The organism is Streptomyces sp. NPDC044003 (assembly GCF_056435185.1).
Genome location: NZ_JBWKFA010000001.1, coordinates 394,095 through 415,465, shown reverse-complemented (window position 1 = coordinate 415,465; position 21,371 = coordinate 394,095). Strand labels below are relative to the sequence as shown.

Sequence of the window (21,371 nt, the reverse complement as noted above, 5' to 3'; positions counted from 1 at the left end):
GAGCGACTCTCCGTAGACCTTATGCGGAGTGAAGTCCTTTTTGTCTCATCATCAGTTCGTCGGGACCTCTCGGGGGATGCTCCAGGCCCGCCGGACAGGCCTGCAACATACCCCGCTGACAGTCCTGGAACATCCCTCGCTGACAGTCCTGGAGCATCCCCCGCTGGCAGGTCCTAGAACATCCCCCGCTCCATCCGGGCCAGCGCCGCCCGGCACAGGGTCAGCAGCTTCTCGTCGAGATGGATGTCATGGCTGCCGGAGCCGTCCTCGCGGGCGTTGTGGCGGCGCCTGCGGGTCAGCTCCGTGAGGATCACCAGCTGCGCGCCCGAGGCCGCCGGACCCATCTCCGCCAGGCACTCCGCGATGTCCACGCGCGCGTGGCGGTTCTCCTCCCAGGCCGCGAGCAGCACCGGGAGCGACGCCGACGACTCGCCGGACACCCGCCACAGCGCCGCGGCGCTGCGGACCCGCACCCACAGATCCCGCGCGACCAGACCCGACCGGAGGGCGGTGGCCGCCGCGGCCGCCGCCGGGCCGATCTCGCCGAGGACCTGCGCGGCGGCGCACCAGTCCCCGCCCGGTGTGCCCGGCCGAAGCCACCGCTCCAGGGCCGGGAGCACGTCGCCCCGGTCCCCCTCGGCCGCCCACAGGGCGCGGGCCGCCGCCGTGGCCACCGAGGCCGACTCGGCGCCCAGGAGTTCCCGCATGTCCGGCACGGCCTCCCCGGCGGCTGGCCCGAAGGCCGCCAGGGTCCGCAGGGCGGCCTCCCGCACCCAGTCGCGCCGGTTCGCCGGCGCGCCCCGCAGCACCCGCAGCACCTCCGGCAGGGCCTGACCGCCCCGCACGGCCGCCAGGGCGTACAGCAGCGGCGCCGCCCGGTCGTACAGCCGCTCGTCGAGCTCGACCTCGGCGAGCCGGCGCCGGAGCAGCGGGGCGAGCATCGCCGCCGAGGGCCCGAGCCCGTCCATGGCGTACAGCAGCTCGCGCCGCACCTCCGCCTCCTCCAGGGCGCGGGCGAGCAGCGGCACCGCGCGGGTGTCGCCGGCGCGGGCCAGCGCGAGCAGCGCCCCGTCCCGCCCGGACCGCCCGACGAAGGCCTGGCCGGAGCTCGAGGGGGTGGCGCCCGGCCCCCCGGCGAGACGGGCCGCGAGCGCGTCGGCAGCGGGCGCCCCCAGCTCGAAGAGCCGCTCCAGGAAGGACGTGGCCGCCTCGCGGAGCCGGGGCTCGGGGTCCTGGAGCTGCGCGCCGATGAGCCGGACGACCTCCTCGTACCGCCCGCGCCAGACCCGTATCAAACCGCCGCACAGCCAGATCGCGTCCGAACGCTGCCCCCAGTCCGGGCTGCGCAGCTGCGCGAGGATCAGCGCGATCCGGTCGTCGACCCGGTCATCGAGCGCGGCGTGCAGGGTCCGCAGCAGCTCCTCGGTCCACGGGGCGGGCCGGCCGGCGGCGTGCTCCTCCAGGAGCTCGCGGACCTGCCCGATGAGGGTCGGTGTCGCGGCCCGCTCCGCGCCGGGGGCGGCCTGCCGGTTGGCCGAGGTCCTGATCTCCTCCAGGAGCCGCGTCACCCACGGCACCACGTCGGCCGGGATGTCGGCGGGCGCGCAGCGCGCCCGCTGGGCGAGCGCCGCGAGCCGGAGCCCGGGGTCGTGGGCGGCGCGGGCGAGCCAGCCGAGCCAGTCGACGGTCTCGGTGCGCAGCGACGCGTGCCGCAGGGCGATCCGCCCGACGGCGGCCACCAGGGCGAGCCGCACCTCGGTGTCCCGCTCGACGGTGAGGCGCTCCCGCAGCAGGGTCAGTACCCGGGCGGGCTCGGGGTGCAGCGAGGCGAGCGCGCACGGCGCGGCGAGCCGCACCTCGGGGTCGGGATCGGAGACGAGCCCGAGGAAGACGTCGGCACCGGCGGCGATGGCGGCGGCGGCCATCGCGTAGTTGGCGGCGGGGATGAACTCCTCGTCGTCGGAGGCGAATTCGTCCAGTTCCTCGTCGTCGTCATCGAGCTCGATCCCGCCGATGCTGGTGAGCAGCTCGACGATGCAGCCCCGGTCCTGGACGTCCGGGTCGGCGACGAGTTCGAGGAGGAAGGGGATGCAGGCGAGCGTCGAGTCGTACACGTCGCCCTGGTGGTGCACCGCGCCGTACATGCCGTCGAGTGCGGTCTCCCGCTCGGCGGGGTCGGCGGAGGCGAGTCCGCGGAGCAGCTCCGGCACGTCGTCCGCGGGGCCGTACGCGTGCCCCAGTGAGGCCCAGTCGACCTCCTCGATCCCCGTCAGCATTGCCAGGCCGCCTTCCCCGTGAGCGCTGTGCCAGGCAGCAAGTGTGCACCACAGGACGGACAACAAAGCCGAACCGGCGACACCTGCCGCGCCCGAAGCGCCGGTTGCGGTCTCTTTGCGCCATGTACGGTACGGAGCAAGGCAGTTGCGCACGGTGTCCGTACGGGGGACACGCCGAGGGGCGCGACGGGGGCGGTCGCGGGCCTCGCCCGGCTCCAATCCGACAGGGGCCGTACCACCCCAGTCCCCACCCCCACCCCCACTCCCACTCCCACTCCCAGTCCCACCCCTACCCCTCCGACCGCACGCGGACGAACGCCGCCGTCTCGTGCCGCCCCGCGACCTGATGCAGCTCGACCGGGAGCGGCGGGTCGACCCACCGCACCGGCCCGTGCTCCGGGTCCTCCGCGAGGGGTCCCGCGAGCCCGCCCGTCAGCTCGCCGACCTGGCGCGACTGGGCCGGGGTCAGCCGGGGCGAGGTGGTCAGGGTGCGGCCGTCGGGGAGCCGTACGACCAGGGCCCCGGGCCGTTCCGGCGGGCCGACGAGGCCGAGCAGCAGGGCGTCGCTCGTGTCGGCGTGCCGGATCTTGCGCCAGGCCCAGGTGGAGCCGGACCGGTAGGGCGAGCCGAGCAGCTTCGCGACGACCCCCTCGACGCCCGCCTCCCGCAGGTCACGGAACCAGCCCCGCGCGGTCGCCTCGTCCGAGGTGGCCAGGACCCGCTGGAGCGGCGGCTCGGCCTCCTGCAGGGCCGCGCCGAGCAGCTCCCACCGGTCGCGGAGCGGCAGCGCCCGCACGTCGCGGCCGGGCACGGCGAGCAGGTCGAAGGCGACGTACGAGACGGGCACCCCGGCCCGTACCCGGTCGGCGTGCGTACGGAGCAGGTCGGTGAAGCTCAGCCGGCCGTCCCGGTAGGCGCACAGCTCGCCGTCCAAAACGATCCCGGGCGGCAGCTGCTCGCGCAGGTGCGCGGCGATGTCGGGGAACTCCGGCGCGAGGTCCCGGCGGGAGCGGGACTGCAGGACGACCTTGCCGCCGTCGAGGACGAAGGCGAGGGCGCGGAAGCCGTCGAGCTTGAGGGAGTACTGGAGCTGCCGGGGCGGCGCCGCCTGCGCGGGGATCTCGTCGGCGGCCCGGGGCCGCATGACGTCGACGGGCGGCAGCAGCACGGCGGCTCCGGCCGCGGGGGCCGGGTTCACGGCAGGCTCCGGTTGGTGGCGGGGGCCGGGCTCACGGCACGCCCCTGCCGGTCGCGGGGATCGGGTTCACGGGCGCGGCTTCGGCCCGCCGCGGGGGCCGGGTTCACCGCGCGGCTCCCGCCCGCTGCGCGGATCGGGTTCACGGCGCGGCTTCCGCCCGCTGCGGGGGGCGGGTTCACTGCAGTCTCCGGACCGCCGTGAGGGTCCGGTTCACGGCAGGGCTCCGGACCGCCGCGGGCCCCGCTCACGGCACGGCTCCCGCCCGCTCGGGCGCGAAGAGGGGTGCCAGGAGGTCCCCGTACCGCTCCAGACGTGGCGCGATGTCGCCCATGAGAAGGGCAAGCTCCGCAGGGCCTCCGGCGGGGGAGGCGCAGTCCTCGACCTCCTCCCAGGTGACGGGTGCCGAGACGGTGGGCCGGGCGCGGGCCCGCAGGGTGTAGGGGGTGGCGGTGGTCTTGGCGGCGGCGTTCTGGCTGTGGTCGACGAAGACCTTCCCGGGCCGCAGGGCCTTCGCCATCCGGTGTGTGACGAGCCCCGGCAGCTCCGCCTCCGCCTCGACGGCGAGCCGCTTCGCGTACGCCGAGACGTCCGGGGACGGCGTGGGCACGACGGGGACCAGCAGATGCAGCCCCTTGGACCCGGAGGTCTTGGCGTAGGCCTCCAGGCCGTCGGCGGCGAGCCGCTCGCGCAGGTGGAGGGCGACCCGGCAGCAGTCGGCGACGCCCGCGGGCGGCCCGGGGTCGAGGTCGAACACGAGCCGGTCGGCGACGGCGGGGGAGGAGGCCCGCCACTGGGGCGTGTGGAACTCCACGACGAGGTTCGCGGCCCACATGAGCGAGGCCAGGTCCTCGATCACCACCTGCCGGGCGCGGGGGTCCTCGGAGCGGGGCACGGGGGTGGTCCTCACCCAGGAGGGTGTGCCGGGCGGCGGATTCTTGGTGAAGAAGAGCTGTCCGTCGGGACCGTCCGGGTAGCGCAGGAAGGACACCGGGCGGTCGCGCAGATGCGGCAGGATCACGGCCCCGACGGTCGCGTAGTAGTGGAGGACCTCGCCCTTGGTGGTGCCGGTGAGCGGGTGGAGGACCTTGTCCAGGTTGCTGAGCGCCAGGCGCCGCCCCTCCACCTCTGTGATCGGCGTCATACGATGAGAATCCCATGTTTCAGGACGTATCGAACGCTGCGGCTCGAAAGGTAGGAATCGTGCGATCCATCTGGAACGGAGCCATATCCTTCGGCCTGGTCAGCATCCCGATCAAGCTGGTGAACGCCACCGAGAGCCGGTCCGTCTCCTTCCGCCAGATCCACACCGAGGACGGCGGCCGGGTCCGCTACAAGAAGGTGTGTGAGCTCGACGGGGAAGAGGTGCCCCAGGCGGAGATCGGCAAGGCGTACGAGGACGCCGACGGGACCATGATCCCGATCACCGACGAGGACCTGGCCGCGCTGCCGCTGCCCACCGCGAAGACGATCGAGATCGTCGCCTTCGTGCCGGCGGGCGAGATCGATCCGCTCCAGATGGACGCCGCGTACTACCTCTCGGCGAACGGCGTGCCCGCGGCCAAGCCGTACACCCTGCTCCGGGAGGCGCTCAAGCGCAGCGACAAGGTGGCGCTCGCGAAGTACGCCCTGCGGGGGCGGGAGCGGCTCGGCATGCTCCGGGTCGTGGACGACGTGATCGCCATGCACGGCCTGCTCTGGCCGGACGAGATCCGCGCTCCCGAGGGTGTCGCCCCCGAGACCGCGGTCACGGTCCGTGAGGCCGAACTGGACTTGGCGGACGCCCTGATGGCCACGCTGGGCGAGGTCGATGTCAGCACCCTGCACGACGACTACCGGACGGCGGTCGAGGAGATGATCGCGGTGAAGGCGGCGGGCGGCGAGGGTGTCGCGCCCCCGGCTCCGGGGGAGGAGGAGGGCGGCGGCCGGGTCATCGACCTGATGGCGGCGCTGGAGAACAGTGTCCGGGCGGCGAGGGAGGCGCGCGGGGAGGACGCGGTGGTGACGGAACTCAAGCCGAGGGGCGCGGCGAAGGCGGAAGCGAAGCCTCCGGCGAAGAAGGCGGCGGCGAAGAAGGCGGCGGCGAAGAAGACGACGGCCAAGAAGGCGGTGGCCAAGAAGACCCCGGCGAAGAAGGCGAGTCCGCACAAGCGCACGGCCTGACCCCCAGCTCCCGCAAGAATCAGCCAACCACCCAGCTACCCCAACCACCCAACCACCCAACTACTCCAACCACCCCAACTACCCCAACTGCCCCAAACGTCACAAGCCCCCCGGTGGTCCCACCGGGGGGCTTATTGCTGCCCGAATCTGGGCAGAGAGGGTCGCGACTCGACCCTAACTCCCCGCATAACGAACAGAGTTATCTGTCCTTCGGACAACACATGGTCAAATCCTTGTTGCAGACCTGTCAAACAGGCGACTTCGCTGGCACGCTCACACCCGCAACACCCACCCCCACAATCCCCACGCTTTTCAGCGAAGGAGCCCGCGTGACCCGCCAGCAGTCCTCGCACCGCCGCACCACCGCCCGCGCCGCCGCCCTCATCGCCTCGGCCGCCATGGTCGTCGTCGGCGTCCAGACCGGATCCGCCAACGCCGACGCCCAGCGCGAGGCCGGTGCCACGGCGATCCAGCTGACCGGCACCCAGCGCGCCGCCGCCATCCACGAGGCGCAGGGCGAGGCCGCCGCCACCGCCAAGGGCATCGGCCTGGCCGCCCAGGAGAAGCTGGTCGTCCGGGACGTCGTCAAGGACGCGGACGGCACCGTGCACACGCGCTACGAGCGCACCTACGAGGGCCTCCCGGTCCTCGGTGGCGACCTGGTCGTCCACCAGAAGAAGTCGGGCGCCCGCTCCACCACCAAGGCGACCGAGGCCCGGATATCCGTGGCCACCACGACCCCCGCCGTCTCGTCGGCCACCGCCGGCAAGGCCGCCCTCGCCTCCGCCGCGAACGCGGACGAGGCCGTCTCCTCCGCCCGCAAGGTCATCTGGGCCGCCACCGGCAAGCCGGTCCTCGCCTGGGAGACGTACGTCACCGGCGTCCAGAAGGACGGCACCCCGAGCCGCCGCCAGGTCGTCACCGACGCCACCACCGGCAAGGAGCTCTTCTCCACCGAGACGATCGAGACCGGCGTCGGCAACACGATGTACGCCGGCCAGGTCACGCTCGGCACCTCGGGCTCGTACACCCTCACCGACGCCACGCGCGGCGGCCACAAGACGTACGACCTGAACGGCGGCACCTCCGGCCAGGGCACCCTCTTCACCAACTCCACGGACACCTGGGGCAACGGCCTCGCGAGCAACCGCGAGACCGCGGCCGCGGACGCCCACTACGGCGCGGCCGTGACGTGGGACTTCTACAAGAACGAGCTGGGCCGCCTGGGCATCCGCGGCGACGGCGTCGCCGCCTACTCCCGCGTCCACTACGGCAGCGCGTACGTGAACGCGTTCTGGGACGACTCCTGCTTCTGCATGACGTACGGCGACGGCATCGGCAACACCCACCCGCTCACGTCCCTCGACGTGGCCGGCCACGAGATGTCCCACGGCCTGACCGCGTCCACCGCCAACCTCCGCTACAGCGGCGAGTCCGGCGGCCTGAACGAGGCCACCTCCGACATCCTCGGCACCTCGGTCGAGTGGTACGCCAACAACTCCGCCGACGCGGGTGACTACCTCATCGGCGAGAAGATCGACATCAACGGCAACGGCACGCCGCTCCGTTACATGGACAAGCCCAGCAAGGACGGCAAGTCCGCCGACTACTGGTCGAAGTCGGTCGGCCGCCTGAACGTCCACTACTCCTCGGGCCCGGCCAACCACTTCTTCTACCTGCTCTCCGAGGGCAGCGGCTCGAAGACCATCAACGGCGTCGCCTACAACTCGCCGACCTACGACGGCTCCACCGTCACGGGCATCGGCCGCCAGGCCGCGTACAAGATCTGGTACAAGGCCCTGTCGACCTACATGACCTCCTCCACCAGCTACGCGGGCGCCCGCACGGCCACCCTCTCGGCCGCCGCGGACCTGTACGGCACCGGCAGCACCCAGTACAACGCGGTCGCGGCCGCGTGGACCGCGATCAACGTGAAGTAACACCACAGGTCCGAAGGAAGACCCCGCCTCCCGTATTCGCACGGGGGGCGGGGTCTTCCCCGTCTCTGTCAGTACCGCCCCCTACGCTCCACTCTCACCCGCACAACTCACAGGGGAGCGAAGAAACATGGGCGGCAACGCGTGGACGCAGACGGGCCCGTACCAGCAGGACCTGGAGGCCGCGTTCCGACAGACCCGAGCGGAGACGCTCGCGCAGGACGACCACGGCTTCGGGGGACGGACGATCGAGGAGCTGTGGCGGGACCCGGCCTGGCACGAGTACATCTTCACCGGAGGCACGGGCACCGTGCTGGACTTCCCCCGCATGATCGAGGCCACGGACACGGACGACGGCCCGTTCATGCGCCCCCTGACCGCCGCCGAGATCCACGCCTGGTCCCCCACCGGCCGACCCACCCACGAAGAATGGGACGAGGCCCTCCACTCGGGCCGCCTGGACTTCCCCGACCGCGCCCAGGGCAACTGCACCATCCTCTACCGCGACGGCGAACCCACACAGATCGGCTACTGGGGAGTGACAGCCGACTAGCGACGCCACGACCACGGCGCGGCCACCACCCCGGATCCCGCGTCGTGAGCTCGTGGCGTGAGTGCCGCCTGGGGTCGAGGCGGGTCGGATTGAGTACGGATACTCACGCCGGAGTTCTGGTCCGCCAGGAGCATGGGGAGCACCACATCTCCGGGGGGAAATCGATGAACGCTCGCACCCTGCTTCGTCTGACCTTCGCCAATGCTGCTTCTGCCGTCTATCTGGGACTCGTCGGTGCGTCCGTTGTGTTCGAGGTGGCTGCCGCGCTGTTCGGGGATCCCGGAATCGTCGGGATCTGGCCGCTCCTTCTCACCGCCCCCACCTCCCCGCTGGTTGCCGGGGGCATAGAGGCGGTTTGGGGCATGGATGCGCCCGTCTGGTATGTGGTCGGCGGGGTCGTCATCAGCGCCTTGGCCCAGTCGTTTGCTCTGGGAGCGCTTCTGGAGGCTCTGCGAGGTCATCGCAAAGGGCTCACCCGTCCGAGTCGCGGCTGAACTGCTCGGCTCTGCCTGGTTCGACGGCAGACGGGACGGGAGTCCCCACCGCTACACCCCACCGGCCGGCCACCCGCGTACGGCCTCCTCCCATCCCGCAGCCTGAGCGCCCCCGCCGGAGGCATCGCCTTGAGCCGCCCCCGCGTACCGTCTCGGCCGCATCGTGGGTGCGTCGATCGCTAGGCTTCGTGGCCCCTGGACCTGTCCGGGGGTCTTCGTCGTTCCCCGGGTTGCCCTGCGCCGATGCCCCGAGAACCTGTCCACGAACAGTCCACGGACCCCGACATACGGCCGCTCACCCCGGCACACACCTGCGCATACAACAAGACCCCGCGTTCAGCGTTTCCGCTGATCACGGGGTCTGTGTGGCACTTCTGCGAAGTGCCCCCGGCAGGATTCGAACCTGCGCACACGGCTCCGGAGGCCGTTGCTCTATCCCCTGAGCTACGGGGGCGTCCACCGTGTTTGGCGGCGACGGGTAGAACCCTACCAGTTCTCCGGGCGTGCCTGTGAACAGGTATTTCCGGGGCGTCACCGGGGGCCGGGTCCCCCGCACGGGTCAGAAGTGGGTAAAACCCGGACGCAGCCGTTAGGGGCGGCCTACTCTCGTTCGTGTGTCAGGCGTGTCCGGTCGGGTGCTCGTTGTGGATGACAACAAGGTGATCCGGCAGTTGATCAGGGTCAATCTCGAACTCGAGGGGTTCGAGGTGGTGACCGCGGCCGATGGTGCCGAGTGTCTGGATGTCGTACATCAGGTCTGTCCTGATGTCGTCACCCTGGACGTCGTCATGCCCCGCTTGGACGGGATCAAGACCGCCGAGCGGCTCCGGGCCGATCCCCGGACCAGTCATCTGCCGGTGGCGATCATCAGTGCCTGCGGCGAGCACGAGGTCGGCGGGGTCTCCTCCGGTGTCGACGCCTTCCTCGCCAAGCCCTTCGAGCCCTCGGAGCTCGTGCGCGTGGTGCGGCAGTTGATGCACCGCGAGCGGCGGGAGCGTCCCGAGGCCCCCGGGGCCGACGGGCCGGACGGGGGAGAGGAGCCGGCCGCAGTCGACGCATCGCAGGAGCAGGACTCCCGGCCGCAGGACATCCACTCCCGACCGCCGCACGACCCCCGTCGTGCCGGAAGTGCGCGCGGGGTCGTCTGAGGGGTTCGCCCTCAAGGTGACCGCATGCCGAAACCGGTTCGCGTTTCGACCCCCCTCCTCCCCTAGGCTTGTCCCGTGACCCCCGCGGACCTCTCCCTCACCGTGCAGCACGCCGTGCGCCGTGCGGTCGACGACGGTGCGCTGCGGGTCGACGTTCCCCCGCGTGTCAAGGTCGAACGGGCCCGCCCCGGGGGTACCGGCGAGTACGCCAGCAGCGTCGCGCTCAGTCTTGCCCGGCCCGCCGGGCGCACCCCTCTCGATGTCGCCGGGGTTCTGAAGGAGCGGCTCCAGGGAGCCCCCGGGATCCTCGCCGTCGACATCACCGGGCCCGGGTTTCTGAACTTCACCCTTCGTCCCGATGCCGGTGGTGACCTCGTTCGGGCGATCCGGGACGCGGGCGCCGGGTACGGGCACGGCACCGCCCTCGCCGGGACCGCCGTGCGGTTCGCCGAGGTGACCGAGTCCCGGGGGCAGGTCGTTACCGAAGTGGTCGTTCGGCTGCTGTGCGCGCAAGGGGCCGATGCCGCTTTCGGCGGGGACGAGCGGGTCCATGTGCGGCCCGCCGCTTACCTGCCCCAGGAATTCGGTGTCGACGCTGCACGCTGGGCCCTGCTGCGCGCCGCGCCCTCGGACCGCGCCCTCGACGGGCCTCCCCTTCTCGTCCAGCACGAGCGCAACTCCCTCTTCCGTGTCCGGTACGCCCACGCGCGCGTGCAGCGGCTGCTGGTCAATGGGCTGCAGCTCGGCTTCACCCCCTCGTACGAGACGTCGTCATACGAGACGACGCCCGACGAGACGTCGTACGAGATGTCGTACGAGACCGACATCCACGCATCCCCGCTTCTCGGCGTCCTCGGCGACCACCCCCTCGTCCTCCTCGCCGCCGCCCGCCACCGCGCCCCCGACCGGGTCGCCCGGCATCTCGAAGCCACCGCCGACGCGCTGCTCGCGTTCCAGCACACCGTTCTGCCGCTCGGCGACGAGAAACCCTCGGCCGCCCACCGTTCCCGGCTCGCGCTCGCCGAAGCCGCCGGGACGGTGCTCGCCGGTGGCCTCGCCCTGCTCGGCATCAGCGCACCCGACCAGATCTGAAAGACGCAGACCATGAGCCGTTCCGCCCACCCCGCCGGGCCCCGCCACGCCGATGTCCTTCCCGAGGGGCACTACACAGCTCCGCCCGCCGACCTCAACCACCTCGACCCCAAGGTCTGGGCCCGGACCGTCACGCGGGACGAGCGGGGGGTTGTCACCGTCGGCGGTATCGGCGTCGACGCCCTCGCCGAGGAGTTCGGCACGCCCGCGTACTTCCTCGACGAGACCGACTTCCGCGCCCGCTGCCGCGCCTGGGCCGAGGCCTTCGGTAAGGACGCCGACGTCTTCTACGCCGGGAAGGCCTTCCTCTCCCGCGCCATCGTGCGGTGGCTCAAGGAGGAGGGGCTCAATCTCGATGTGTGCTCCGGCGGGGAGCTGAGCACTGCGCTGTCCGCCGGAATGCCTGCCGAGCGGATCGCCTTCCACGGGAACAACAAGTCCGAGGAAGAGATCCACAAGGCGGTGTCCGTCGGCGTCGGGCGGATCGTGCTCGACTCCTTCCAGGAGATCGTCCGCGTCGCCCACATCGCCCAGTCCCTCGGCAAGCGGCAGCGCGTGCAGATCCGCGTCACCGTCGGCGTCGAGGCGCACACCCACGAGTTCATCGCCACCGCCCACGAGGACCAGAAGTTCGGCATCGCCCTCGCCGGCGGCCAGGCCGCCGAGGCCGTGCGGCGGGCCCTCAAGCTCGACGGGCTCGAGCTCATCGGCATCCACTCCCACATCGGCTCGCAGATCTTCGACATGGCCGGGTTCGAGGTGTCCGCGCGGCGCGTCGTCCAGCTGCTCGCCGAGGTGCGCGACGAGCACGGGGTCGAGCTGCCCGAGATCGATCTCGGGGGTGGGCTCGGTATCGCGTACACGTCCGAGGACGATCCTCGTGAGCCGCACGAGATCGCCAAGGCGCTGAGCGAGATCGTCACGCGGGAGTGCGAGTCCGCGGGGCTGCGGACTCCTCGTATCTCCGTCGAGCCCGGGCGGGCCATCGTCGGTCCCACCGCGTTCACCCTCTACCGGGTCGGCACCGTCAAGCCCCTCGAAGGGCTGCGGACGTACGTGAGCGTCGACGGCGGCATGTCGGACAACATCCGCACCGCTCTCTACGACGCCGAGTACAGCGTCAGCCTCGTCTCGCGGACCAGCGAGGCCGAGCCGATGCTCTCCCGCGTCGTCGGCAAGCACTGCGAGAGCGGCGACATCGTCGTACGGGACGCCTTCCTGCCCTCGGACCTGGCGCCCGGCGACCTCATCGCCGTGCCGGCCACCGGTGCGTACTGCCGCTCCATGGCCAGCAACTACAACCACGCCCTCCGGCCGCCCGTCGTCGCCGTCCGCGACGGCGAGGCGCGTGTCATCGTCCGGCGCGAGACGGAGGAAGATCTCCTGCGTCTCGACGTCGGCTGATGAAATAGTCACGTGACGAAATCGATGTCTCAGGATCCGGACGAGGGGCTGAATCCCTCGTCCGGTGAGTGAGACTGGTTCCCACCGTAGAAATACGAAGCCGTACGAGAAACGAGGTCGGATGATGCGTACGCGTCCGCTGAAGGTGGCGCTGCTGGGCTGTGGAGTGGTCGGCTCAGAGGTGGCGCGCATCATGACGACGCACGCCGACGACCTCGCCGCGCGCATCGGCGCGCCGGTCGAGCTCGCCGGCGTGGCCGTCCGCCGGCCCGACAAGGTCCGCGGGGGAGTCCCCGCCGAGCTGATCACCACCGATGCGACCGCCCTCGTCAAACGCGGGGACATCGACGTCGTCGTCGAGGTCATCGGCGGCATCGAGCCGGCCCGCACCCTCATCACCACCGCCTTCGAGCACGGCGCCTCCGTCGTCTCCGCGAACAAGGCGCTGCTCGCCCAGGACGGCGCGAGCCTCTACGCCGCCGCCGAGCAGCACGGGCAGGACCTCTACTACGAGGCCGCCGTCGCGGGTGCCATCCCCCTCATCCGGCCGCTGCGCGAGTCCCTCGCCGGCGACAAGATCAACCGTGTGATGGGCATCGTCAACGGCACGACGAACTTCATCCTCGACAAGATGGACTCCACCGGCGCCGGCTACCAGGAGGCCCTGGACGAGGCCACCGCCCTCGGGTACGCCGAGGCCGACCCGACCGCCGACGTCGAGGCCTTCGACGCCGCCGCCAAGGCCGCCATCCTCGCCGGGATCGCCTTCCACACGCGCGTGCGCCTCGACGACGTCTACCGCGAGGGCATGACCGAGGTCACCGCCGCCGACTTCGCCTCCGCCAAGGAGATGGGCTGCACCATCAAGCTGCTCGCGATCTGCGAGCGGGCCGCCGACGGCGAGTCCGTCACCGCGCGCGTGCACCCCGCGATGATCCCGCTCAGCCACCCGCTCGCCTCCGTCCGCGAGGCGTACAACGCGGTCTTCGTCGAGGCGGAGGCCGCCGGGCAGCTCATGTTCTACGGCCCCGGGGCGGGCGGCTCGCCGACCGCCTCGGCCGTGCTCGGCGACGTCGTCGCCGTCTGCCGCAACCGTCTCAACGAGGCGACGGGCCCCGGCGAGTCCGCGTACACCCAGCTGCCCGTGAGCTCCATGGGCGAGGTCGTCACGCGGTACCACATCAGCCTCGACGTGGCCGACAAGCCGGGCGTCCTCGCCCAGGTCGCGACGGTCTTCGCCGAGCACGGCGTATCCATCGATACGGTGCGCCAGCAGGGCAAGGACGGCGAGGCCTCCCTCGTCGTCGTCACCCACCGCGCGCCCGACGCCGCCCTCTCCGGGACCGTCGAGGCGCTGCGCAAGCTCGACACCGTGCGCGGTGTCGCCAGCATCATGCGTGTTGAAGGGGAGTAAGGACCCATGACCCACAAGGGCACCCACCAGTGGCGCGGCATCATCGAGGAGTACCGGGACCGCCTTCCGGTCACGGACACGACGCCCATCGTCACGCTCCGTGAGGGCGGCACGCCGCTCGTCCCCGCTCAGGTCCTCTCCGAGCGCACGGGCTGCGAGGTGCACCTCAAGGTCGAGGGCGCCAACCCCACCGGTTCCTTCAAGGACCGGGGCATGACCATGGCCATCACGAAGGCCAAGGAGGAGGGCGCGCAGGCCGTCATCTGCGCGTCCACCGGCAACACCTCCGCTTCCGCGGCGGCGTACGCGGTCCGTGCCGGGATGGTCTCCGCCGTCCTCGTGCCGCAGGGCAAGATCGCGCTCGGCAAGATGGGCCAGGCCCTCGTGCACGGCGCGAAGATCCTCCAGGTCGACGGAAACTTCGACGACTGCCTGACCCTGGCCCGCAGCCTCTCCGAGAACTACCCGGTGGCGCTGGTCAATTCGGTCAACCCGGTCCGCATCGAGGGCCAGAAGACCGCCGCGTTCGAGATCGTGGACATGCTGGGCGACGCCCCCGACATCCACGTGCTGCCCGTCGGCAACGCCGGCAACATCACGGCGTACTGGAAGGGGTACCGCGAGTACGCCACCGACGGTCTCGCCACCCACCGCCCGCGCATGTGGGGCTTCCAGGCCTCCGGCTCCGCGCCGCTCGTGCGCGGCGAGGTCGTCAAGGACCCGTCGACGATCGCCACCGCGATCCGCATCGGCAACCCGGCCTCGTGGGACTACGCGATCGCCGCGCGCGACGAGTCGGGCGGCCTCATCGACGAGGTGACGGACCGTGAGATCCTGCAGGCCTACCGCCTGTTGGCCGCCCAGGAGGGCGTCTTCGTCGAGCCCGCCTCGGCCGCCTCGGTCGCCGGTCTGCTGAAGGCCGCCGCGCAGGGCAAGGTCGACCCCGGCCAGACGATCGTCTGCACCGTCACCGGCAACGGCCTCAAGGACCCCGACTGGGCCGTCGCCGGCGCGCCGCAGCCCGTCACCGTCCCGGTCGACGCCGCGACCGCCGCCGAGCGCCTCGGCCTGGCCTGAAACACCCAGGGCCCGGCCGAGCGCCTCGGTCTGGCCTGAAACAAGCAAGGCCCGCCGGTTCCTGATCGGGTGAAACCCGATCAGGAACCTACATAGGCGCACAGGATGGCTCGCGACACGCATCGTGCGCCTCCTGTGCGCCCTATGTCGCCACAGAACCTTCCTTCGATAGGCTGTACCGAACCCGCCCCGACGCATATGCGCGGTGTCGTTGCCGTTGTCGCCTCCGCGGCCGAAACGGCCCCCGGGCCCGGGTCCCCGAGTACTTCTCTTGCACTACCCGTTGTCTGAAACACCGTTTTCGCAATCAAGGAGAGTCAACGAGCGATGGCCGGTCCAGCGTTCCGCGCCGCCGCCGTACGGGTGCGCGTCCCCGCCACCAGCGCCAACCTCGGCCCGGGCTTCGATGCCTTCGGCCTGTCGCTGGGGCTCTACGACGACGTCGTCGTCCGGGTCGCCGACTCCGGGCTGCACGTCGACATCGCCGGCGAGGGAGCCGAGACGCTCCCGCGCGACGAGAGCCACCTGCTCGTACGCTCCCTGCGCACGGCCTTCGACCTGCTCGGCGGGCAGCCGCGCGGCCTGGAGGTCGTCTGCGCCAACCGCATCCCGCACGGCCGCGGCCTCGGCTCCTCCTCCGCCGCCATCTGCGCCGGCATCGTCGCCGCCCGCGCCGTGACCATAGGCGGGGACGCCAGGCTCGACGAGGCCGCCCTCCTGGAGCTGGCCACCGAGATCGAGGGCCACCCCGACAACGTCGCCGCCTGTCTGCTCGGCGGATTCACACTCGCCTGGACCGAGTCCGGTGCCGCGCGGGCGATCAGGATGGATCCCTCGGATTCCATCGTTCCGGTGGTTTTCGTCCCCGGAAAGCCCGTACTGACCGAGACCGCCCGCGGACTCCTGCCGCGCACCGTCCCGCACGTGGACGCCGCCGCCAACGCCGGCCGCGCCGCCCTCCTCGTCGAGGCGCTGACCCGCCGCCCCGAGCTGCTGCTCGCGGCCACCGAGGACCGGCTGCACCAGGAGTACCGGGCCCCCGCGATGCCGGAGAGCATCGCTCTGGTGAACCGACTGCGCGCGGACGGCGTCCCCGCGGTCATCTCCGGCGCGGGACCCACGGTCCTCGCGCTGGCCGAACACGGGACGGCCGACAAGGTCGCCCGCCTCGCGGGCGAGGGCTGGGCCGCGAACCGGCTCGACCTCGACGCGTCCGGAGCGAGCGTCCTGCCGCTGGCGCCCTAGGCGTGTGGCGGCCGGGGCGCCGGGCAGCGCCTCGGACAGGACGGGATTGCCGGTGAGGGAGAGGGGGAATGTTTGTTGGAGCCGGTAGTGTTAACCTCAAGTCTGCACCCGACCTCTTTGTGGAGCGGTGCGGAGTGTCCCCATCAGGGACCACCATTCTTCCGGGAGCCTCCCCAACTGCCTGAGCAGCCTGCCTGAGCAGTTTCGAGCACGCTCCGGAACCGGCACGACACCCCTCGCTCTTCTTTCGAGCCGAGGGCCGAGCAGGGGGCGCTCGGGCCGGACCCACAGCACGTTTCTCCTCTTCCGCCGCACCCGGCGGGACCACCGCCCCGGACACGGTCCACGAACCAGGACCCTGCCGGACAGCACAACCGGTCGCCGAGCCAGATGGCCGACGTCCGCTCCAGGGAAGGACCCTTCGTGAGCGACACCACCGATCTGATGGGCGTGACTGCCGACAACAGTGTCGACACCGCCGCGCCCGCCGCAGGTGCCACCGGCACCGCACGGCGCCGCCGCTCCGGCACCGGCCTCGAGGGCATGGTCCTGGCCGAGCTGCAGCAGGTCGCGTCCGGCCTCGGCATCAGGGGCACCGCGCGGATGCGCAAGAGCCAGCTGATCGAGGTCATCAAGGAGGCGCAGGCCGGAGGCTCCGCCGCCCCCGCCAAGGCCGCCGACGCCGCCGAGACCAAGCCGAAGCGCCGCGCCACCTCCAAGGCCCGCACCACGGGCGAGTCCGCCGAGGCCGCCGCGCCCAAGGCGGAGAAGGCCGAGAAGGCCGTCGCCCAGCAGCAGATCGACATCCCGGGCCAGCCCGCCGCCGACGACGCCCCGGCCGGCGAGCGCCGTCGTCGTCGTGCCACCGCCCCCGCCGGTTCCCCGGAGGGCGAGGCCAAGGCGGAGGCCGCCCAGGTCGTCAAGACCGAGGCCCGTACCGAGACCCGCGAGGTCAAGGCCGAGCCGCAGGCCGACGCCAAGGCCGAGACCGCCGTCGACACCGCCGAGGGCCGCGGCCGTCGTGACCGCGGCGAGCGCGGGGAGCGCGGCGACCGCCGTGACCGCCGTGACCGTCAGCGCGACCGCAAGGGCGACGAGCAGCAGGGCGGTGGCCAGGGCGGCCAGCGTCAGCGCCAGGGTGGCCAGGGCCAGGGCCAGGGCGGCCAGGGCCAGCAGGGCGGGCAGCAGGGTGGCCAGCAGGCCGGTCCGCAGGACGACGACGACTTCGAGGGCGGCCGTCGTGGCCGTCGCGGGCGCTACCGCGACCGTCGTGGCCGTCGTGGCCGTGACGACTTCCAGGCCGGCGAGCCGCAGGTCGCCGACGACGACGTCCTGATCCCCGTCGCGGGCATCCTCGACATCCTCGACAACTACGCGTTCATCCGGACCTCCGGCTACCTGCCCGGCCCGAACGACGTGTACGTCTCCCTCGCCCAGGTCCGCAAGAACGGCCTGCGCAAGGGTGACCACGTCACCGGCGCCGTGCGTCAGCCGAAGGAGGGCGAGCGCCGCGAGAAGTTCAACGCGCTGGTCCGCCTGGACTCCGCGAACGGCATGGCCGCCGACTCCGGCCGTGGCCGCCCGGAGTTCAACAAGCTGACCCCGCTCTACCCGCAGGACCGCCTCCGCCTGGAGACGGACCCGGGCGTGCTCACCACCCGCATCATCGACCTGGTCTCGCCCATCGGTAAGGGCCAGCGCGGTCTGATCGTGGCCCCGCCGAAGACCGGCAAGACCATGATCATGCAGGCGATCGCCAACGCGATCACGCACAACAACCCCGAGTGCCACCTGATGGTCGTCCTGGTCGACGAGCGTCCGGAAGAGGTCACCGACATGCAGCGGTCGGTCAAGGGCGAGGTCATCTCCTCGACCTTCGACCGTCCGGCCGAGGACCACACCACCGTCGCCGAGCTGGCCATCGAGCGCGCCAAGCGCCTCGTGGAGCTGGGTCACGACGTGGTCGTCCTGCTCGACTCCATCACCCGCCTGGGCCGCGCGTACAACCTCGCGGCGCCGGCCTCCGGCCGCATCCTGTCCGGTGGTGTCGACTCGACCGCGCTCTACCCGCCGAAGCGCTTCTTCGGTGCCGCGCGCAACATCGAGGACGGCGGCTCGCTGACCATCCTGGCCACCGCGCTGGTCGACACCGGCTCGCGGATGGACGAGGTGATCTTCGAGGAGTTCAAGGGCACCGGCAACATGGAGCTCAAGCTCGACCGGAAGCTCGCCGACAAGCGCATCTTCCCGGCCGTCGACGTCGACGCCTCGGGTACGCGCAAGGAGGAGATCCTCCTCGGCAGCGACGAGCTCGCCGTCACCTGGAAGCTGCGTCGCGTGCTCCACGCGCTCGACCAGCAGCAGGCGATCGAGCTTCTGCTCGACAAGATGAAGCAGACGAAGTCGAACGGCGAGTTCCTGCTCCAGATCCAGAAGACGACGCCGGGCGGCAGCAACGACTGACGCGAGAGCTGCGTCACACGACGACAGCCGGGCCCCGCGCCCGTAACCCCGTCGTGACCTGCGTGAACCACTGCGCCCACCGTGCCCCGCACGGTGGGCGCAGTGCCGTTTCCGGGCAGCGCTCACCCAAACCTCACAGGCCTGTATGCAACCCTTTCGGGTGCTTCGCCGTCACAGAAGGTGAAATCCGAGGGCGTCACAGAAGGTGCATTCGAGGCCGAGGGAAGACGATGACCGAGCAGAGCAGGACCGGCCGCGCACGCGGCGCGGGCAGCGGCCGACGCCGCAGGCAGCCCGCCAAGCGGCGCAAGGCGCCGATCCTGATATCGGGGGCCGCCGCGGTCCTCGTCCTCGGCGGCGCCGGACTCGGCTACGTCTACCTCAAGCTCGACGGCAACCTCAAGGGCGTCGACATCAACGCCCAGCTCGGCACCGAGCGCCCGAAGAACGTCGACAACGGTTCCGTCGACATCCTCGTCCTCGGCTCCGACTCCCGCTCCGGCGACAACGGCGCGTACGGCAAGGACGAGGGCGGCGCCCGCTCGGACACCGCGATGGTCGTGCACGTCTACGAGGGCCACAAGAAGGCGAGCGTGGTCTCCATACCCCGCGACACCCTGATAGACCGGCCCTCCTGCACCGACGCGCAGGGGGCCGCCGTCCCCGGCGAGCGGCGGGCCATGTTCAACACGGCGTACGAGGTCGGCGGCCCCGCCTGCGCCGTCAAGACCGTCGAGTCGATGTCCGGCATCCGCATGGACCACTACATCGAGGTCGACTTCACCGGCTTCAAGAAGCTCATCGACGAACTCGGCGGCGTCGAGATCACCACCACGCAGGCCATCAAGGACTCCAAGAGTCACCTCGACCTCGCCCCGGGCACGCACACCCTCGACGGCGAGCAGTCCCTCGGCCTCGTCCGCACCCGCAAGAGCGTCGGCGACGGCAGCGACCTCGGCCGCATCCAGCTCCAGCAGGCCTTCATGAAGGCCTTCATGAACCAGGTCAAGGACGTCGGCGTCTTCTCGAACCCGGCCAAGCTGTACGGGCTCGCCGACGCCGCCACCAAGGCGATCACGCCCGACTCCGAGCTCGACTCGGTCCAGGAACTGACGGGCTTCGCCAAGGGGCTCTCCGGCATCGGCGCCCAGAACGTCCACATGGTCACCCTGCCCGTGGAGTACGACCCCCGGGACCCCAACCGCGTCGTCCCCCTCGAAGCCCAGTCCGCAGAGGTCTGGAAGGCCCTCAAGAGGGACCTTCCGATCCCCGCGTCGGCCACGAAGGACACCGCCACCGGCAAGGCCGACGGTGTCGTGAAGTAGCACGGGGGAGCCCGGGGGAGCAGCCCGGGAATACCTCGGGACCGACCCCCGTTTTGGGAGATGCGGCCGGTCCTGGCAGACTGGTACGTCGGCCCCGGTTCACGCTGTCCGCAACCCGCGTCGGCGACCCGGAGCCCTCCCGAAACTAGGAGACACCTTGAAGCGCGAGATCCACCCCGAGTACGTCGAGACCCAGGTCAGCTGCACCTGTGGCGCGTCGTTCACCACCCGTAGCACCCTGACCGAGGGCACCATCCGTGCCGAGGTCTGCTCCGAGTGCCACCCGTTCTACACGGGCAAGCAGAAGATCCTCGACACCGGCGGCCGCGTCGCCCGCTTCGAGGCCCGCTTCGGCAAGGCCGGCGCCGCCAAGTAGCGAGCCCCTGCGCCGGTCCACGGTCGCCCCGCGCGGGTGGCCGGGACCGGCGCTTTGCCGTCCCCGTAGCAACTGACGAAAACCCCAGGAGCCCCCGATGTTCGAGGCGGTCGAGGACCTGGTCGGCGAGCACGCCGACCTTGAGACGAAGCTCGCGGACCCTTCGGTCCACGCCGATCAGGCGAACGCGCGCAAGCTCAACAAGCGCTACGCCGAGCTCACCCCGATCATCGCCACCTTCCGCTCCTGGAAGCAGACCGGTGACGACATCGAGACGGCGCGCGAGCTGATGCACGACGACCCCGACTTCGCCGCCGAGGTCAAGGAGCTCGAGAAGCAGCGCGAGGAGCTCACCGACAAGCTCCGCCTGCTCCTCGTCCCGCGCGACCCGAGCGACGACAAGGACGTCATCCTGGAGATCAAGGCGGGTGCCGGCGGCGACGAGTCCGCCCTCTTCGCCGGCGACCTCCTCCGGATGTACCTGCGGTACGCCGAGCGCGTCGGCTGGAAGACCGAGATCATCGACGCCACCGAGTCCGAGCTCGGCGGCTACAAGGACGTCCAGGTCGCCGTGAAGACCAAGGGCGGCAACGGTGCCACCGAGCCCGGCCAGGGCGTCTGGGCCCGGCTCAAGTACGAGGGCGGGGTGCACCGCGTCCAGCGCGTGCCCGCCACCGAGTCCGCCGGCCGCATCCACACCTCCGCCGCCGGCGTGCTCGTCACGCCCGAGGCCGAGGAGGTCGACGTCGAGATCCACGCCAACGACCTGCGCATCGACGTCTACCGCTCGTCCGGCCCCGGCGGCCAGTCGGTCAACACCACCGACTCCGCCGTCCGCATCACGCACCTGCCGACCGGCATCGTCGCCTCCTGCCAGAACGAGAAGAGCCAGCTCCAGAACAAGGAGCAGGCCATGCGCATCCTGCGGTCCCGGCTCCTCGCCGCCGCCCAGGAGAAGGCCGAGGCCGAGGCCGCCGACGCCCGCCGCAGCCAGGTCCGCACCGTCGACCGGTCCGAGAAGATCCGTACGTACAACTTCCCGGAGAACCGGATCTCGGACCACCGCGTCGGCTTCAAGGCGTACAACCTGGACCAGGTCCTCGACGGCGACCTGGACCCCATGATCCAGGCCTGCGTCGACGCCGACTCGGCGGCGAAGCTCGCCGCGGCGTAAGACCGCAGCACAAGGCCCCCCTCAAGCCCCACCCC

General features: G+C 71.4%; 17 protein-coding genes and 1 tRNA gene. 14 read left to right on the top strand and 4 right to left on the bottom strand.

Features of this window, described 5'->3' with window-relative positions:
* Positions 1–173: 173 nt before the first annotated feature.
* From AC07AW_RS01855 to ligD, 3 genes are all read right to left on the bottom strand, one after another.
* Positions 174–2,276 (bottom strand): PBS lyase, encoded by a 2,103-nt coding sequence (locus tag AC07AW_RS01855; protein WP_478813558.1) that lies wholly within the window; start codon positions 2,274–2,276, stop codon positions 174–176.
* 289 nt (positions 2,277–2,565) lie between these two features.
* Complete coding sequence (locus AC07AW_RS01850; RefSeq protein ID WP_478813557.1) at positions 2,566–3,474, bottom strand: ATP-dependent DNA ligase; 909 nt, start codon at positions 3,472–3,474, stop codon at positions 2,566–2,568.
* 244 nt (positions 3,475–3,718) lie between these two features.
* Positions 3,719–4,615 (bottom strand): non-homologous end-joining DNA ligase, encoded by an 897-nt coding sequence (gene ligD / locus AC07AW_RS01845; protein ID WP_478813556.1) that lies wholly within the window; start codon positions 4,613–4,615, stop codon positions 3,719–3,721.
* A 59-nt stretch (positions 4,616–4,674) separates the two neighbouring features.
* Between ligD and ku the strand changes: the two genes are divergently transcribed.
* The 4 genes from ku (at position 4,675) to AC07AW_RS01825 (ending at position 8,618) form a co-directional block, all read left to right on the top strand.
* A complete protein-coding gene (gene ku, locus AC07AW_RS01840; protein WP_478813555.1) occupies positions 4,675–5,634 on the top strand; it encodes a non-homologous end joining protein Ku in 960 nt (319 codons plus the stop codon).
* A gap of 398 nt (positions 5,635–6,032) precedes the next feature.
* Positions 6,033–7,574: a M4 family metallopeptidase gene (locus AC07AW_RS01835; protein ID WP_478814369.1), complete on the top strand. Its 1,542-nt coding sequence runs from the start codon at positions 6,033–6,035 to the stop codon at positions 7,572–7,574.
* Between the two features lie 127 nt (positions 7,575–7,701).
* Positions 7,702–8,124 (top strand): hypothetical protein, encoded by a 423-nt coding sequence (locus tag AC07AW_RS01830; protein WP_478813554.1) that lies wholly within the window; start codon positions 7,702–7,704, stop codon positions 8,122–8,124.
* Positions 8,125–8,288: 164 nt separating this feature from the next.
* The gene (locus AC07AW_RS01825) at positions 8,289–8,618 is read left to right on the top strand and encodes an SCO4225 family membrane protein (protein WP_478813553.1); all 330 of its coding nucleotides are present in this window, start codon (positions 8,289–8,291) and stop codon (positions 8,616–8,618) included.
* Positions 8,619–9,000: 382 nt separating this feature from the next.
* On the opposite strand, the gene AC07AW_RS01820 is transcribed toward AC07AW_RS01825, so the two are convergent.
* A tRNA-Arg gene (locus tag AC07AW_RS01820) sits at positions 9,001–9,072 on the bottom strand.
* A gap of 160 nt (positions 9,073–9,232) precedes the next feature.
* Here AC07AW_RS01820 and AC07AW_RS01815 point away from each other — a divergent pair.
* The 10 genes from AC07AW_RS01815 to prfA all read left to right on the top strand — a co-directional run bounded on the left by AC07AW_RS01815 (position 9,233) and on the right by prfA (position 21,336).
* Positions 9,233–9,766: a response regulator gene (locus AC07AW_RS01815; protein ID WP_478813552.1), complete on the top strand. Its 534-nt coding sequence runs from the start codon at positions 9,233–9,235 to the stop codon at positions 9,764–9,766.
* A 75-nt stretch (positions 9,767–9,841) separates the two neighbouring features.
* Complete coding sequence (gene nrtL / locus AC07AW_RS01810) at positions 9,842–10,858, top strand: ArgS-related anticodon-binding protein NrtL (protein ID WP_478813551.1); 1,017 nt, start codon at positions 9,842–9,844, stop codon at positions 10,856–10,858.
* Positions 10,859–10,870: 12 nt separating this feature from the next.
* On the top strand, positions 10,871–12,262 hold the full coding sequence (lysA, locus tag AC07AW_RS01805; protein WP_478813550.1) for a diaminopimelate decarboxylase: 1,392 nt from the start codon (positions 10,871–10,873) through the stop codon (positions 12,260–12,262).
* A gap of 121 nt (positions 12,263–12,383) precedes the next feature.
* Positions 12,384–13,676, top strand: a complete 1,293-nt coding sequence (locus AC07AW_RS01800) for a homoserine dehydrogenase (RefSeq protein WP_369146526.1) — start codon at positions 12,384–12,386, stop codon at positions 13,674–13,676.
* 6 nt (positions 13,677–13,682) lie between these two features.
* Complete coding sequence (gene thrC / locus AC07AW_RS01795) at positions 13,683–14,753, top strand: threonine synthase (protein WP_478813549.1); 1,071 nt, start codon at positions 13,683–13,685, stop codon at positions 14,751–14,753.
* Positions 14,754–15,080: 327 nt separating this feature from the next.
* Positions 15,081–15,998 carry a homoserine kinase gene (gene thrB, locus AC07AW_RS01790; RefSeq protein WP_015036193.1) on the top strand — a complete coding sequence of 306 codons (918 nt, stop codon included), beginning with the start codon at positions 15,081–15,083 and terminating at the stop codon, positions 15,996–15,998.
* Positions 15,999–16,421: 423 nt separating this feature from the next.
* Entirely contained in the window at positions 16,422–18,461 is a 2,040-nt protein-coding gene (gene rho / locus AC07AW_RS01785) for a transcription termination factor Rho (RefSeq protein WP_478813548.1), read from the top strand.
* 230 nt (positions 18,462–18,691) lie between these two features.
* Positions 18,692–19,786 carry an LCP family protein gene (locus tag AC07AW_RS01780; protein WP_478813547.1) on the top strand — a complete coding sequence of 365 codons (1,095 nt, stop codon included), beginning with the start codon at positions 18,692–18,694 and terminating at the stop codon, positions 19,784–19,786.
* Between the two features lie 157 nt (positions 19,787–19,943).
* On the top strand, positions 19,944–20,162 hold the full coding sequence (gene rpmE, locus AC07AW_RS01775) for a 50S ribosomal protein L31 (protein ID WP_478813546.1): 219 nt from the start codon (positions 19,944–19,946) through the stop codon (positions 20,160–20,162).
* Between the two features lie 97 nt (positions 20,163–20,259).
* Positions 20,260–21,336 carry a peptide chain release factor 1 gene (gene prfA, locus AC07AW_RS01770; RefSeq protein ID WP_478813545.1) on the top strand — a complete coding sequence of 359 codons (1,077 nt, stop codon included), beginning with the start codon at positions 20,260–20,262 and terminating at the stop codon, positions 21,334–21,336.
* Positions 21,337–21,371: the final 35 nt, after the last annotated feature.

Bases quoted from the DNA above. Each gene is read 5' to 3' on its own strand.
- AC07AW_RS01855 (WP_478813558.1), bottom strand. From the start codon at position 2,276: ATGCTGACGGGGATCGAGGAGGTCGACTGGGCCTCACTGGGGCACGCG.
- ligD (WP_478813556.1), bottom strand. From the start codon at position 4,615: ATGACGCCGATCACAGAGGTGGAGGGGCGGCGCCTGGCGCTCAGCAAC.
- AC07AW_RS01835 (WP_478814369.1), top strand. From the start codon at position 6,033: ATGGTCGTCGTCGGCGTCCAGACCGGATCCGCCAACGCCGACGCCCAG.
- AC07AW_RS01830 (WP_478813554.1), top strand. From the start codon at position 7,702: ATGGGCGGCAACGCGTGGACGCAGACGGGCCCGTACCAGCAGGACCTG.
- AC07AW_RS01825 (WP_478813553.1), top strand. From the start codon at position 8,289: ATGAACGCTCGCACCCTGCTTCGTCTGACCTTCGCCAATGCTGCTTCT.
- lysA (WP_478813550.1), top strand. From the start codon at position 10,871: ATGAGCCGTTCCGCCCACCCCGCCGGGCCCCGCCACGCCGATGTCCTT.
- AC07AW_RS01800 (WP_369146526.1), top strand. From the start codon at position 12,384: ATGATGCGTACGCGTCCGCTGAAGGTGGCGCTGCTGGGCTGTGGAGTG.
- thrC (WP_478813549.1), top strand. From the start codon at position 13,683: ATGACCCACAAGGGCACCCACCAGTGGCGCGGCATCATCGAGGAGTAC.
- thrB (WP_015036193.1), top strand. From the start codon at position 15,081: ATGGCCGGTCCAGCGTTCCGCGCCGCCGCCGTACGGGTGCGCGTCCCC.
- AC07AW_RS01780 (WP_478813547.1), top strand. From the start codon at position 18,692: ATGACCGAGCAGAGCAGGACCGGCCGCGCACGCGGCGCGGGCAGCGGC.
- prfA (WP_478813545.1), top strand. From the start codon at position 20,260: ATGTTCGAGGCGGTCGAGGACCTGGTCGGCGAGCACGCCGACCTTGAG.